This is a genomic window from Candidatus Dormiibacterota bacterium, from assembly GCA_035635555.1.
Classification (GTDB): Bacteria; Acidobacteriota; Polarisedimenticolia; order Gp22-AA2; family Gp22-AA2; genus Gp22-AA3.
The window spans coordinates 121642-136218 of the sequence record DASQAT010000046.1 but is presented as its reverse complement, the minus strand read 5'-3'; the positions used below and the strand labels follow the sequence as shown (position 1 = coordinate 136218).

Annotated in this window: 16 protein-coding genes; all 16 read right to left on the bottom strand. The window is 70.1% G+C overall.

The genetic code is table 11. The annotated features are described in order from the left end of the window. The 16 genes from VEW47_13290 to aroE all read right to left on the bottom strand — a co-directional run bounded on the left by VEW47_13290 (position 1) and on the right by aroE (position 14573). Entirely contained in the window at positions 1-291 is a 291-nt protein-coding gene (locus tag VEW47_13290) for an antibiotic biosynthesis monooxygenase family protein (protein ID HYS06160.1), read from the bottom strand. Positions 292-301: 10 nt separating this feature from the next. Next, a complete protein-coding gene (locus VEW47_13285) occupies positions 302-781 on the bottom strand; it encodes a hypothetical protein (GenBank protein HYS06159.1) in 480 nt (159 codons plus the stop codon). 177 nt (positions 782-958) lie between these two features. After that, positions 959-1879: a hypothetical protein gene (locus VEW47_13280; GenBank protein ID HYS06158.1), complete on the bottom strand. Its 921-nt coding sequence runs from the start codon at positions 1877-1879 to the stop codon at positions 959-961. 20 nt (positions 1880-1899) lie between these two features. Beyond that, positions 1900-2955 carry a hypothetical protein gene (locus tag VEW47_13275; protein ID HYS06157.1) on the bottom strand — a complete coding sequence of 352 codons (1056 nt, stop codon included), beginning with the start codon at positions 2953-2955 and terminating at the stop codon, positions 1900-1902. A 37-nt stretch (positions 2956-2992) separates the two neighbouring features. Further along, positions 2993-3913 carry a prephenate dehydrogenase/arogenate dehydrogenase family protein gene (locus tag VEW47_13270; GenBank protein HYS06156.1) on the bottom strand — a complete coding sequence of 307 codons (921 nt, stop codon included), beginning with the start codon at positions 3911-3913 and terminating at the stop codon, positions 2993-2995. A 5-nt stretch (positions 3914-3918) separates the two neighbouring features. Further along, positions 3919-4935, bottom strand: a complete 1017-nt coding sequence (aroF, locus tag VEW47_13265) for a 3-deoxy-7-phosphoheptulonate synthase (GenBank protein HYS06155.1) — start codon at positions 4933-4935, stop codon at positions 3919-3921. A 45-nt stretch (positions 4936-4980) separates the two neighbouring features. After that, the gene (gene pheA, locus VEW47_13260; GenBank protein ID HYS06154.1) at positions 4981-5391 is read right to left on the bottom strand and encodes a chorismate mutase; all 411 of its coding nucleotides are present in this window, start codon (positions 5389-5391) and stop codon (positions 4981-4983) included. Continuing rightward, complete coding sequence (gene trpA, locus VEW47_13255; GenBank protein HYS06153.1) at positions 5392-6240, bottom strand: tryptophan synthase subunit alpha; 849 nt, start codon at positions 6238-6240, stop codon at positions 5392-5394. Next, positions 6237-7430, bottom strand: coding sequence for a tryptophan synthase subunit beta (trpB, locus tag VEW47_13250; GenBank protein HYS06152.1), 1194 nt, complete (start codon positions 7428-7430; stop codon positions 6237-6239). Before trpB ends, trpA begins: the two co-directional genes overlap by 4 nt. Then, positions 7427-8065, bottom strand: a complete 639-nt coding sequence (locus VEW47_13245; GenBank protein ID HYS06151.1) for a phosphoribosylanthranilate isomerase — start codon at positions 8063-8065, stop codon at positions 7427-7429. Before VEW47_13245 ends, trpB begins: the two co-directional genes overlap by 4 nt. Continuing rightward, positions 8062-8853 (bottom strand): indole-3-glycerol phosphate synthase TrpC, encoded by a 792-nt coding sequence (trpC, locus tag VEW47_13240; GenBank protein ID HYS06150.1) that lies wholly within the window; start codon positions 8851-8853, stop codon positions 8062-8064. Before trpC ends, VEW47_13245 begins: the two co-directional genes overlap by 4 nt. A 23-nt stretch (positions 8854-8876) precedes the next feature. Continuing rightward, positions 8877-9926, bottom strand: a complete 1050-nt coding sequence (gene trpD, locus VEW47_13235; protein HYS06149.1) for an anthranilate phosphoribosyltransferase — start codon at positions 9924-9926, stop codon at positions 8877-8879. Continuing rightward, complete coding sequence (locus VEW47_13230) at positions 9908-10489, bottom strand: aminodeoxychorismate/anthranilate synthase component II (GenBank protein ID HYS06148.1); 582 nt, start codon at positions 10487-10489, stop codon at positions 9908-9910. The genes trpD and VEW47_13230 overlap by 19 nt, the downstream gene beginning before the upstream one ends. Then, on the bottom strand, positions 10486-11955 hold the full coding sequence (gene trpE, locus VEW47_13225; protein ID HYS06147.1) for an anthranilate synthase component I: 1470 nt from the start codon (positions 11953-11955) through the stop codon (positions 10486-10488). The genes VEW47_13230 and trpE overlap by 4 nt, the downstream gene beginning before the upstream one ends. Next, positions 11952-12617: a hypothetical protein gene (locus tag VEW47_13220; GenBank protein HYS06146.1), complete on the bottom strand. Its 666-nt coding sequence runs from the start codon at positions 12615-12617 to the stop codon at positions 11952-11954. Before VEW47_13220 ends, trpE begins: the two co-directional genes overlap by 4 nt. Before the next feature lie 372 nt (positions 12618-12989). Beyond that, positions 12990-14573 (bottom strand): shikimate dehydrogenase, encoded by a 1584-nt coding sequence (aroE, locus tag VEW47_13215; GenBank protein HYS06145.1) that lies wholly within the window; start codon positions 14571-14573, stop codon positions 12990-12992. Between the last annotated feature and the right edge of the window lie 4 nt (positions 14574-14577).

Below are 14577 nucleotides of genomic sequence, written 5' to 3'. Positions count from 1 at the left end.
TCAAACAGGCTCGAGCAGGCGGTGGGCCGGGGCGCTCTCGAGGATCGAGGCGCCCCGTTGAATCAGTGCGGTGGTATCGCTGTCCGCGCGCGCTGTGAAACGATCGCGATACTCCTTGCTCACCCAGCGGACCTCCGCGTGGTACTCCCCGGGGTCCTCCAGGCTGCGCAGCATGACCTGGCTGATGAAGCCCCTGGACCTGCGCATCAGCTTCAGCGCGTCCTGATTCAGCGCCTCGAACTCCTGCTCCTTGCCGTTCTTCACGCGGAAAGTCACGAGGTCCACGATCATGTGCGCTCTCCTAACGGGCGCCGCGGGTCGCCGCGGTGGATGCGGGCGCGAAATTCACATCGGCGCCGACCTCGAGGGCGTGCTCGAGCACGGCGATGCGGCGGATATCGAGGTTCAGCGCGATGGGGCGGTCGCCGAACCTGTAGAGGTCTTCGAGGAGCTCCGGGACCTCGAATTTCGGAAACGAATCCTTGAGGTCGATGCCCCCGAACCCCGGGAGCTGCACCGGCAGACTGGAGACCACGATGTAATACCTGCCCCGGGCCGCGTCGTGATTCAGCGTGAACACCGGCTGGATCACCTGGTCCACTCCAAGACTGTTCCCCCTCAGGCGAATCTTCAGGGTCGCCCGCGAGTCGAGCAGCTGCAGCTCGCGAGGCTCAGAGAGAGTCAGCTCGACCTTCAGGATCTGGTTACCGACGCTGAACGTGTAGGGTGTCGCCGCCTTGAGCCAGTCGAGCAGGGCGTTCTCGGTGATCGTGAGGCGCACGTCCGAGCGTGCGGCCGGCGGGACGGGAGGCGGTGCGGCGGCAGCCGCCGCCCGAGCATCAGACGGAAGCGTCCCGCACACCAGGACGGCCGCGAGGCGGTACGCTCGGAATGTGTCTTGTTTCCACACTCGTGTCGGACCTCGCAGGGAGTATAGCATGCGTCCCCGGACACGCCTCTAGCCCAGGTCGCGCGCGCGCGCGAGCGCCCGGAGCTTGGCGAAGGCCGCCTCCGGGGGGAGCCGCCCCAGGTCGGAGGCGGTCCCGAGGACGAGCCGATCGGCGGGCGGCAGTCCCGGGACGGACCGCAGCAGCGACGCGATCTCCTCGGCGCTCTCGGCGGGCTCGGTCCCGCCGTCCACCAGGCCCAGGCCGAGCATGAGAGTCTCCGGGAACGGCGTGTCGCGCAGCAGGTCGAGACTCGCCCGACCGCGCACGCAGTCGAGGCTCAGACAGGCGAGACGCTTGAGGCGCGCGATGCCGGGATAGATCCCCCGGATGTCCCCGCCCTCGAGGTGGAGGCAGAGCCTCAGGGTGACGCCGCGTCCCAGGACCTCCCACAGTCGGGTGAAGGTCGGGAAGTCCTCCTTCTCCAGGAGAATCGCCGGCTCGTCGACCTGGATCCAGGTGGCGCCGGCCGCCTGCAGCGCCTTCAGCTCGAGGTTGAGCGCGATGGCGAACCCCACCGCCAGCGCCATCGGGTCGTTGTATGCGCGGTCCTCGGCGATGCGCGAGAGGGTATAGGGGCCGAGGAGCACCGGTTTCACCGGCCGGCTGCTGCCTCCCTTCGCGAACAGGAAATCCTCGGTCAGGATGGGCTTCTTCCAGGCGACCTCCGAATGGACGACGGGCACACGGTACGACCCACCGCTCCCTGGGAGATCCTGCCGCTGCTCTCCCGGTGCCACCCCCTCCAGGCTCCCGGCCACGTGGGTCACCGGATCCGTCCTGCGCACGAGGCCGTCGGTCACGAGGTCGAGACCGGCCCGGATCTGGGCGTCGATCGCCTCGCGCGTGACCCGATCGAGCGCCGCCCCCTCGAGGCGGTCGGGAGTGTCCGGTGTCCTCCAGGGGAACGAGCCGTTGTTCGTCGCGATCATCAGGGTCTCCGTGGCCGAAGTCAGGACGAACGGGAGCGCTTGCGGCCGGGCGGCTCGCGGCGGGGCACGAACGCGATACCGTCCGGCTGCGCGCCGACCGGTATCGTCTGCGCCACCTCGAACCCGGGAATGGAAATGACCGACACGGTGTTCGAGTCGTTGTTGCAGACATAGGCGCGCGAGCCGCTGGCGTTGGTGGTCACGCCGCCGGGTCTCCGCCCGACGGTCACGGTCGTCTTCACCCTCCGCGCCAGCACGTCGAGGACGGTGACGTCGTTCGAGGCGCGATTGGTCACGAGGGCGGTGAAGGAGTTCGGAGTGACGGCCACCCGGATGGGCGTCTGGCCCGTCGGCAGCCGCGCCAGGACGGCGCCGCTGCCGGCGTCCAGGATCGCGACCTGGTCGGTCCTCTGCAGCGCCGCCAGCACCCACTTGCCGTTGGCGGTCGCGGCGATCCCTTCCGGCCCGTCCCCCACGGGGACATTCTTGAGGATGCGCAGGTCGGGCAGCCCGAGAAGCGTCACACTGTCGGAATCGACGTTCGCGGCGTACGCCTTCTTCCCTCCTTCGAGGACCACGACCATGTGCGGCCGCGCCTGAGTCGTGGTGACCGAGCGCATCACGACGTCGCGCGCCGCATCGATCAGGAAGAAGCGCCGGCTGCCTTCGCTCGTCAGGAGCAGGGATCGACCGTCCGGCGTCATGGCCAGTCCGTGCGGCGTGTCGAATCGGTCCGAGCGCAGCGTGCGCGTCACTCGCAGGGCCGCAAGGTCGACCACCGAGACGGTCTTGTCGCGCACGTTGGACACGTAGGCCTTCCGGCCGTCCGGCGTGGCGACGACCTCGTGCGGCTCCTTCCCGACGGGGATGGTCGCGAGACGCCTGTAGGACGGCACGTCGAGCACCATGAGGCTGTCCTCGCCCTTGTTGAGGACGAGGAGACGTCCTTCCGAGGGAGTCTCTCCCGGCTCCTGCGCGGCGGCGACGCTCCAGACTCCCTGCAGTGTCAGGAGACCGCAGAGGATCAGCGAAGCGCGAAGGCGCCGCCCCGGTCCGTTCCACCCCGAAGATCCCATGCCCACACCTCACCCCAGTCGGCGGGGTCCGTGGATTCTAACCGAGCAGGCCTCCGTTGCGCACGGCGGCGGTCAAGCGGGACCGCGCCAGGGCCGCCTTGCGGAAGCGGGCCGACGTCCCCGTCCTCAGGGAAGCCCTGAGACGCCCGAGCTCCCCGATGACGTCGTCGAGGGCGCGCGCCGCGGCCCGACGGTTGGATTTCAGGATGCCGTTCCAGAGGTCGGGGGGGCTGTCGGCGAGACGACTCATCTGCCGCAGCGCCGGACCGGCCAGGTGCAGGAAGGGTCGAGCCTCGCGGCTGCAGGCGGCGTTGGTCAGCGCCACGCTCACGAGCTGCGGCAGGTGGCTGAGGCGGGCGACGATGAGATCGTGCGCGCGCGGATCGAGGAGGGCCGGGCGGGCCCCGAGACGCGTCACCAGGGCCGACAGCCGACGCACGGGACGGGTGGCCGCGAGGCCCGCCGGACCGGAGCCGCGCCGGCGCCCGGCCGCGCGCCCCGCGGGGCAGAGCACCCAGGGGGCCCCCGCGAACAGGCGGCCGTCCGCGTGCTCGATCCCGGAGCGCTCCGAGCCGGTCATCGGGTGCCCCCCGACGAAGCGCGCCCGCAGACCGAGGCGACGGACGACGCGGTCGATCTCCTGCTTGGTGCTGCCGACGTCGGTGAGGATCGCTCCCGGAGGGAGGCCGCGCGCCACACGCGGGAGAGCTCGAAGTATCGCGTCCACCGGCAGGGCGAGCACCACCAGGTCGGCCCCCGCGAGACCCTCTTCCAGGTTCGTGGTCGACTCGTCCAGGGCACCCCGCGCGCGCGCCCTGCGGAGCACCGGCTGTCGGTCGATGCCGACCACCCGCACGCCGCGTAGGGACCGCCGCAGCGCCAGTCCCATGGAGCCGCCGATCAGACCCACGCCCACGATCGCGATGCGGCGGAACGGCGGCGCCGACGTCCGGCTCACGGCCGTCAGAGGGTCCGGCCGATGGCCGGCGCGATGATCCGGAGCTGGGCCATGAGCTCCGCGAACTGCTCCGGGTAGATCGACTGCGGGCCGTCCGAGAGAGCCGCCTCCGGCTCGTGGTGCACCTCGACCATGATGCCGTCCGCGCCGGCCGCCGCGGCCGCGCGGGCCATCGGGATGACCTTGTCCCGGAGCCCTGTGCCGTGACTCGGGTCGGCGAGGATCGGAAGATGGCTGAGCTTCTTGATGATCGGGATGGCCGAGATGTCCATGGTGTTGCGCGTCATGTTCTCGAACGTGCGGATGCCGCGCTCGCACAGCATGACGTCGCGGTTCCCGCCGGCCATGATGTATTCCGCCGACAGCAGCCATTCCTGGATCGTGGCGGAGAGACCGCGCTTGAGCATCACAGCCTTGCGCTGCTTCCCCAGTTCCTTCAGGAGATTGAAATTCTGCATGTTGCGCGCCCCCACCTGCAGGATGTCGGCGTGCTCGGCCACCAACCCGACCTGGCTGGTGTCCATCACCTCCGTGACCACGAGGAGACCGTGCCGGTCCGCCACCCGGCGCAGATGGCGCAGGCCTTCCTCTCCCAGGCCCTGGAAGGCGTAGGGGGAGGTGCGCGGCTTGAAGGCCCCCCCGCGCAGGATGCGGGCCCCGTACCGCTTCACGGAGCTGGCGATGATATCGAGCTGCTTCTCGCTCTCGACCGCGCAGGGCCCCGCGATCATGATGAGGTCGCGGCCGCCGATCAGGACGTCGCCGATCCGGATGACCGTGTCCTCCGGCTGGAACGTGCGTCCGGCCAGCTTGTACGGCTCGGTGATTCTCACCACTTCGTGGACACCCGGCATGATCTCGAATTCCCGGGAATCGAGCGGTGTCCTGCTGGCGCCCACGACGCCGATCACCGTCCGCGTGGTTCCGGTCGACCGGTGCGCGTCGTACCCCTTCTGGGTCAGCGCGGCGATCACCTTCTCGATCTGATCCTCGGTGGCGTGCTCGTTCATCACGATGACCATGGCGTTGCCTCGCTCCTCATTCTCACGGCGTGCAGCGACTCCCTCTCAATCCTGATGCCCTTCCGGATCGGCCGGGTCCGGCGACACCCCCCCGACCGCGTCGTTCTCCCTGCCCCGGTCGGTCGCGATGCGCTCGATCCGGCGCGATTCGTCGATGATCCGCTCGAACAGCCTGCGCAGCGCCTCGGACTGCAGCGGCCCGGAGTTCGTCCTCTGCACGTTGCCCAGGACCTCCTCCTCGCGCGCCGGCTGGTAGATCGGCAGGGCGCGCTCCTGCTTGACGCGCCCCAGCGCGATGGCGCATCCGGCGCGCTCGTTGAGCAGCGCCACCAGCCTGCGATCGATGGCGTCGATCCTCCGCCGCAGATCCTCCATCGGGTCGACCGGCGCCGGCAGACGCCGGACGCCCGTCCTCTCGACGCCATCCTTCTCCCCCCGACGCTTCCGTCGCGTCATCTAGGATTCTGCCGCCGGACGGAGATGCAGCGACGCCTGCAGCGTCCGGCAGAACTCTTCGACCCGCTCCTCCAGACCGGCGGAGCCGGCGTGCTCCTCGATGAGCCGCACCAGGGCGCTGCCCACCACGACGCCATCCGCGAAGTCCGCGATCCTCCTGGCCTGCTCGGGGCGGCTGATGCCGAACCCGACGGCGATCGGCAGCCTCGAGGCGTCCCGCGCCGCCCGCACCTGCGCCTCCAAACCGGGCGGCAGGTCCTCGCGCGCCCCGGTCACGCCCGTCCGCGAGATGACGTAGATGAACCCGCATGCGTTCCGGCAGATCCGTTCGATCCGCTGTTTCGACGAGGTCGGCGACAGCAGGAAGATCAGGTCGACGCCCCTCGGGCGGAGGGCCGCCTGCAGCTCGTCCGCCTCCTCCGGGGGGAGATCGGTGACGAGGACACCGTCCACGCCCGAGGAGGCCGCGGCCACCGCGAACGACTCGAGACCCATCCGATGGATCGGATTGTAATAGGTGAAAAGGATGATCGGCGGGGCCCCGTCGGCTCGCAGCCGGGCCGAGAGATCGAGGCAGGTGCGCATCGTCACTCCGTTGCGCAGAGCCCTCTCCGACGCCCTCTGGTTCACCGGACCGTCGGCGATGGGGTCGGAGAACGGCACGCCGATCTCCAGGAGGTCCGCGCCGGCGGCGGCGAGCCCCCGCGCGATCGATCGCGTCCTCGCCAGATCCGGGTCCCCCGCCGTGATGTACGGGATGAGACAGCAGCGTCCGTGCGCTCGAGCCTCGGCGAAGGCCCGCGCAATGCGTCCCTCCCCGGGCGGTTCCGGTGCAACGGACGGGGTCATGCTCCCTCTCCCTCGAGACTCGCGAGATGTCCCACGTCCTTGTCACCGCGTCCCGACAGGTTGACGATGATCAGGCGGCCCAGCCGGCCGTCGCCCCCTTCCCGCAGCAGGTACGCGACGGCATGCGCCGATTCGAGCGCCGGAATGATCCCCTCCGTCTCCGCCAGGGCGTGGAAGGCCTCGAGGGCCTCGCTGTCCGACACGTGCGTGTACACGACGCGGCCCTGATCGCGGAGGTACGCGTGCTCGGGGCCGACGGCGGCGTAGTCGAGCCCCGCCGACACCGAGTGCGTGGGCAGGATGTTGCCCGCCTCGTCCTGCAGCAGGAAGGTGCGGGTGCCCTGCAGAACCCCGAGACTCCCCCCCGCGAATCGGGCGGCGTGGCATCCGGGGTCGAGGCTCGTTCCACCGGCTTCGACGCCGATCATCCGCACCTGGCGATCGTCGAGGAAGGCGTGGAACAGCCCGATCGAGTTGCTGCCCCCGCCGACGCAGGCCAGAAGGCAGTCCGGCATCCGTCCTTCCGCCTCCAGGATCTGCAGCCGTGCCTCGTGGCCGATGACCGACTGGAAGTCGCGAACCATCGCGGGGTACGGGTGGGCTCCCAGGACCGAGCCGAGGATGTAGTGCGTGTCGTTGACGTGGGTCACCCAGTCGCGCATCGCCTCGCTGATCGCCTCCTTCAGCGTGCGGCTGCCCGCCAGGACCGGCTTCACCTCCGCCCCGAGAAGACGCATCCGGTAGACGTTGAGGGCCTGGCGGCGCATGTCCTCGTCACCCATGTAGACGGTGCAGCGCAGTCCGAACAGGGCGGCGACCGTGGCGGTCGCGACGCCGTGCTGCCCGGCCCCCGTCTCGGCGACGACGCGCCTCTTCCCCATACGGCGCGCCAGGAGGGCCTGTCCGAGCGTGTTGTTGATCTTGTGCGCGCCCGTGTGGGCGAGGTCCTCGCGCTTCAGATAGACGCGCGTGCCGCCGCCCAGCCGGGTCGACAGGGTGTCGGCCCGGTACAGGGCGGTCGGGCGCCCGGCGTAGGTCCGCAGATAACGGTCGAGATCCTTCAGGAACCCCGGGTCGCTCCGCGCCTGGCGCCAGGCCTCCTCCAGCTGCTCGAGCGGGCTCATCAGAGTCTCCGGGACGAAGCGCCCCCCGTAGGGACCGAAGCGCCCGCGGGCGTCGGGGGTCGTCATCCGTTCTCCTCCACGTTCATCGCCGCCTCACGCACCCTTTTCATGAACGCGCTCAGGAGCCTGCGGTCCTTCTTCCCGGGGGCGCTCTCGACGCCGCTGCTGACGTCGATGCCGTAGGGACGGGCCGCGGCGATCGCGTCCCCCACGTTGACGGGCGTCAGTCCCCCGGCCACGATGACCCGGGCGTACGCCGACGTTAGGCGCGCCACGGTCCAGTCGAACGTCGTCCCCGTTCCACCCTTTCTCCCCGGCACGTGGGCGTCCAGAAGGCAGGTCGAGGAGCGGTAGCGCGACACCGACTCGGGCACGAAGTCCGGGCCGACCCGGTGCGCCTTGTACCACGGCAGGGCGATCGAGCGGCAGGACTCCGGCGGCTCGTCGCCGTGCAGCTGCAGGCACGTCAGCCCGGCCAGGAGCGCCGTCGCTTCCATGACACGCGGCAGCTGGTCGGCGAACACGCCGACCCGGGACGTGAACGGCGGCACCGCGGCGCACAGGTCCCGGGCCTGCGCCGGCGTGATCCGCCGCGGGCTGTCCTCGACGAAATTGAAGCCGAAGGCGTCCACGCCCAGCTCCACGCCCAGAAGGACGTCTTCGAGCCGCGTGAGCCCGCACAGCTTGACGCGCACGATCATGACGTCGTGTCCCCGAGGAGACTCAGGAGCGCCGCGCCCGGGTCCGGCTCGCGCATCAGCCGCTCACCGATCAGGAAGGCGTGGTACCCCGCCGCGCGCAGCCGATCGATGTCCTGCCGCGTCTCGATGCCGCTCTCGCTGACCCGCACCGCGCTGCCCGGCAGCCACTCCGCGATGCGCAGGGAGTTGTCGATCGACACGGAGAGGGTCTGAAGATTCCTGTTGTTGACCCCGATCAGAGTGCCGCCGCAGTCGACCGCGCGCCGCGCCTCCTCGTCGGTGTGCACTTCCACCAGCGGCTCCATGTGGAGCGAGCGCGACACGCCGATGAGGGTCGTCAGATCCCGGGATGGCAGGATCCGCACGATCAACAGAAGCGAGTCGGCCCCCAGCACGCGGCTCTCGTACACCTGGTATTCCTCCAGGATGAAATCCTTCCGGAGCACTGGCACCGCCACGGATCTCTTGGCCTGAGCCAGGTCCTCGGGTGTCCCGAGGAAGAAGCCCGACTCCGTCAGGACCGAGAGCGCGACGGCGCCCGCCGACGCGTACGCCTGGGCGACGCCCGCCGCGTCGGCGCGCGCCTGGATGGCTCCCCGGGAGGGAGACGCCTTCTTGATCTCGGCGATGATGTTGATGTGCCCCTCGCGGCGCAGGGCCGCCGGCAGGTCCCGCGGGGGCGGGGCGCTGGTCGCGAGCTCGATCAAACGGCGCGGCGACACGTTCTCCTTGTCGCGCGCCACCTGCGCCCGCTTCGCCTGCACGATCCGGTCGAGAATGTCGGCCATGCCCGAGCCTCCCCCGCTGCCTGTCAGCGCGTCGCGTCGTCGATCGGGCAGAGCGCGCGCAGCCGCTCCACCACGTTACGCGCGGCCCCCGAGTCGATCGCCTCGGCGGCCTGCCGCGCTCCCTGGACCAGGTCGGTCGCGCGCCCCGCGACCAGGAGCGCCGCCGCCGCGTTCAGAAGTACGACATCGCGGCGCGGGCCGCGCTCCCCGTCCAGGATGCCGCGCGCGATCCGGACGTTCTCGGCGGGATCGCCACCGAGAAGATCCCGGAGACGGGCGCGCCCGAGCCCCGCGTCTTCCGGCACGATCTCGCGAACGCGGATCTCGCCGCGATCGAGCTCGGCGACCCGCGTCTTGCCGTGCAGGGCAATCTCGTCCAGGCCCTCGCCATGCACCACCATGACCCGCTCCGAGCCGAGCTCTCGCAGGACCTCCGCGACGATCTCGAGGCGCGCGGGATCGTAGAGTCCCAGGAGCTGGTGGCGCGCGCCGGCCGGATTGGTCAGGGGCCCGAGCAGGTTGAACACGGTGCGAACGCCGAGCTCACGGCGCACCGGCGCCGCGTGACGCATCGCGTCGTGGAGACGGGGCGCATACAGAAATCCGATCCCGATCTCCCGGAGCGATCGTTCGACCGTCTCGGCCGGGACGTCGACGCGGATGCCGAGGCCCTGCAGAAGATCGGCGCTGCCGCAGCGGCTGCTGACCGAGCGGTTGCCATGCTTCGCCACCACGACGCCGGCGGCCGCGGCCACGAACGCCGCAAGTGTCGAGATGTTGAAGGTTCCGGCGCCGTCGCCTCCCGTGCCGCAGGTGTCCAGGATGACGCGGGCGTCGCAGCGCACCGGCGTGGCGCGCTCGCGCATCACGCGGGCGAACTCCGTGATCTCCGTCACGGTCTCCCCCCGCATCCGCAGGGCGATCAGGAGGGCCGCCAGGCGCGCCGGCGGGAGCCGTCCGTCCATGATCCCCTCGAACACCTCCCGGGCCTCACGCGGCTGCAGACGGCCGCCTTCCAGAAGCCCCGTGACGATGGCCTGGAGAGCGTCGTCCTTCACCTCCGCGCCGGCCACGGTTCCTCCAGGAAGTTCTTCAGGAGTCTCTTGCCTTCATGAGTGAGCACCGACTCGGGATGGAACTGCACTCCTTCGGTCGGATGTTCGCGGTGCCTCAACCCCATCAGGACCCCGTCCTCGGTGCGCGCCGAGACTTCGAGTTGCGCCGGGACGCTGTCCGGTGCGATCACCAGCGAGTGATAGCGCGTCGCCTCGAACGGGTTCTCGAGACCGCGAAAGATCGTGCGTCCGTCGTGCGCGATCCGGCTCGTCTTGCCGTGCATCAGCGACGGAGCGCGCACGACGCGCCCGCCAAATGTCTGTCCGATGGCCTGATGGCCGAGGCAGACCCCGAGGATCGGCACCTTCCCCGAGAACGTCCGCACGGTCTCGAGGGTGATGCCCGCCTGGTCGGGGGTCTTGGGGCCCGGGGAGAGGACGATCGATTCAGGACGGCGCGCCGCGATCCCCTCCACCGTGATCCGGTCGTTCCTGTACACCTCCACCTCGGCTCCCAGCTCCTGAAGGTACTGGACGAGGTTGTAGGTGAACGAGTCGTAGTTGTCGATGACGACGATCACGCCCGGGCCTCCGCGCGCTCGATGGCGTCGATGAGCGCCCCGGCCTTGCTGACGCACTCGCGGTACTCCTGCTGCGGCACCGAATCGGCCACGATCCCGGCCCCCGCCTGCACGTGCGCCACCCCCCGCGCCAGGACGGTCGTCCTTATGGTGATGCAGGAATCGAGGTTTCCCGAATAATCGACGTAGCCGATGGCACCGGCATACGGGCCGCGCCGGCTGGTCTCGAGCTCTTCGATGATCTCCATGGCGCGCACTTTCGGGGCGCCGGAGACCGTGCCCGCCGGGAAGCAGGCCAGCAGGCCGTCGAACGCGTCCCGGTCGGCCCGCAGCCGTCCGGTGACCTCGGAGACCAGATGCATGACGTGCGAGAAACGCTCCACGCCCATGAAGCGGCTGACCTCGACCGTGCCGGGCCGGCTGACGCGCCCCAGGTCGTTCCGGCCGAGGTCCACGAGCATGACGTGCTCCGCCCTCTCCTTGGGGTCGGTCCGCAGCTCATCCTCGAGGGCCAGGTCCTCCTCCTCGTCCCGCCCGCGCGGCCGCGTGCCGGCGATCGGCCGGGTCCTGATCCTGTCCCCCTCGACCCGGACCAGCATCTCCGGCGAGGCGCCCGCCAGGGCCACCTCGCCGAAGTCGACGTAGTACATGTACGGCGACGGATTGATGCGCCGCAGGGCGCGGTAGATGGAGAACGGCGCGGCCGCGGCCCGCCGCTCGAAGCGCTGCGACAGGACCACCTGGAAGATGTCGCCCGCCCGGATGTAGTCCTTGGCGTGCCTGACATTCTCCTTGTAGAGCGCCTCGCTGATGTTCGCCTTCCAGCGACCCCGCCGGTGCCGCCGAGGCGCCGGTGCCGGCGCGGGGCGGAGCAGCAGCCTCTCCATCGCCTCGATGCGCCGGCAGGCCGCACCGTGGCGCTCGCGCAGGGCGCCGGCCCCCAGAGGACGGCCCCCCTCCTCCGTCCGGATGTTCGAGACGATCTGGATCCGCTGCTTCAGGTGATCGAACGCCAGGACCGTGTCGTAGATCCCGAACATCATGTCCGGGAGGCGCACGTCGTCCTCGATCGAGCGCGGCAGCCGCTCGAGGAGCCGCACGACGTCGTATGACAGGTAACCGACCGCCCCGCCCGTGAAGCGCGGCAGATCCCCCAGGCGCACCGGCCGGTTCCCGGACATCGCCCGTCGCAGCGCCCGCAGCGGATCGCCGCCCGACAGTTCGCCGTCGACCGTGGAGCGCACGAGCGCCGTGGGATCGCGTCCGAGGAACGAGTAGCGGGCGATCGCCTCGCCCCCTTCCACCGACTCGAGGAGGAACGGCTGGCGCGCTCCCCGCGCGATGCGGAGGAAGGCGGCGACCGGCGTGAGCAGGTCCGCCTCCATCTCGCGACACACCGGGATGATATTGCCCTGGCGCGCCAGTCCGGGGAGATCCGCCGCATCGACGCTGAAGCCGTTCGTCAACGGTCCCCCCTGCCCTTGTCCTTCTCGAAGATCCCGAGCGTGCGCGGCACTTCGAAGACGACCTGGATCGGGTCGTCGAGCCCGCTCACCTTGAAGAGCAGGCGCAGGGGCACGCCGTTGAGACCCGATTGCGGGACCGGGAAGTAGAGCACATCCTCCATGTAGGCCTGCGGCGGGAGCGATACCTTGTCGATGAGCAGGGAGCGCGGCCCGGACACCGGGTAGAACCCGCTCTCGACATAGGTGTAGAGCCCGGCGCCGATGGACGTGAACTGGCGGTTCTGACGAAACAGCCGCCGGTCCAGCTCGAGACGCGGGTAGTTCTCCGACAGCTCCCGGGCCGGCACGATCGAGTACTGGTTCCCCAGAGGATCCTCGAGCGTGAACGATTCGCGCGTGATCTCGAACGTCTTCTTCGACCGGTTGATGACCTGCACGAACAGCGGGAAGTAATGTTCGTTGCGGATGAACCGGGCGGCCTCGACCCCGACCACCATGCGGGCGACCGTTCCCTCTTCCTTGTAGTTGAACGGGCTCAGCTTGTCGCTGTACGGTGACACCACATTGGGATTGCGTTCGACGGACGCGCATCCGGAGAGAAGACAGGCTCCGATCAGGGCGAACGTGATCGGCACTCGACGGGACGCTCGTGTCTCATGCATCGCGGTTGACCTCATCCTGAACGACAGCGTGACGCGCCGTGGGGCAGGCACGGACGCCCTGCAACGGGACGCACTCTCCCCCGGGTGCCTGCGCATCCCGGGAGCGGCGGGTCGGACGCGTCCCGCCGGCGCCTCGGTCAGCGCCACCAATAATAAAAGTAGTTTGTGATGTGGAACAGGGCGGAGCGACGGGGCCGTGCCGCCTCGCGGATCGTGAGGTCCACAAAGTCGTCCTCGCCGGCGGGCCTGGCGTACACGGCGGTTCTCCCGAAAGAAGCGCCGTTACTCTACTGCACACCCTCCGGGCTGTCAATCGCGTGGGACAGGCAGAGGCCCGAGGCAGGACCCGCGGCGACAGGCCCGTCGGCGCGCTCAGCGATGTCGCGCCCGCCGGGAGCGCCGGCGCACCGGGCGCGCCCGCGCCGGGCGAGTCTTCGCAGGACGCGCCGGCGCGGCCGCGCGGGGTCGGGGGCGGGCGGGCCCGGTGATGGGCGCCTCGTGTCCGAGGATCCTGAGAGCCGTCTCCTGCATCAGCTTGATGGGGGCCTCTGTGCCCGTGAACAGGAGGAACTGCGCGGCCGCCTGCGCCACGAACATCTCGACTCCGTCGACGATGTGGTGCCCGCGCGCCAGCGCCTCGCGGAGAAGCCTGGTCCGGGGAGGGTTGTAGACGATGTCGTAGACCCAGGGGGCGGCGATCCAGGAGGCCGGCAGGGGGGACTGCTCAGCGTCCGGTGCAAGTCCGACGGAGGTGGCGTTGATCAGGACATCGCACGGGAATCGCCGCAGTCGATCCCAGGGAAGATGCCGAACCCCGAAGGCCCGCGCCAGATCGCGGCCGCGACCGGCCGAGCGGTTGAACAGCGTGACCCGGCCTCCCTCGGCGGAAAGACCATAGACCAGGGCGCGCGCCGCGCCCCCGGCGCCCATGAGCGCGACGCGGGCTCCGCGCAGCGTCATCCGCCGGCGCAGCGGAAGAAGAGCCGCCTCCACGTCGGTGTTGTGCCCCTCGAGGCGGTTCCACACCTTCACGACCGTGTTGACCGCCCCGACGCGCCGCGCGGTCTCGTCCAGCGCGTCGAGGTGCGGCAGAATCGTCTCCTTGTGGGGCAGCGTGACGCTGAAGCCGGCCAGGCGCAGCTCGCTCAGAAGAGGCAGGAATTCCGCGAGCGTCCCCGCCTCGAACGGCAGGTAACGGTAATCGAGACCGAGCGCCGTCAGGGCGGTATTGTGGACCCACGGCGACAGGGAGTGGGCGATCGGCGACCCGAGGACACCCAGCAGTCGGGTCGTGGGGCCGATGCGATCGAAGCGGTACACATCGAACAGATCCTCGAGCGCCACCTGTCCTGAAGAGCTGCCGGGCGCGCCCCGGCGCGGCGCGTACACGGCCGCCGACCCCCACAGGCGCGCCAGGATCCGGCTCGGCACTCCCTTAGGCCCCATGCAGAAGGACACCAGCTGCCCGGGCTCCGCGGTCCTCAGGAGGTCGCGCACGCGCAGGACGTCCGAGGCGGCATCGGCGAGCGTCACGATCTTGAGAAGCGCGTCCCTTCCGGCCGCTCGCATCTCCCGATGGAGCCCCTGCAGGTCGGCGGGCGTCCCCTGGAGGTCGTGGTACGAGAGGATGCGCCGGGAGCGCCCCGGTCCTGTCAGCAGGTGCAGGTCCTGGCCGCCGTACTCCAGGTCGACGTAGTCCACACCGGCCGTCAGGGCCCTGCGCAGGAGCGGCTCGCGATCGGCGGGCCGGGCGCGCCCACCCTGCTGCCGGCTGCGCACGGTGATGAGCTTCGGTTTTCCCGGGAGACGGAGCAGACGATCCGCATCCAGATCTCGGACGAGGTCGAGACGAAGCTCAACGATATCCGCCCGCGGATCGGGCGACAGGTAGGCGCTGCGCATCGCCTCGGTGGTGTCGCAGGCCACCACCTGGACGACGAGGGAGCGGGGCGGCACGGGA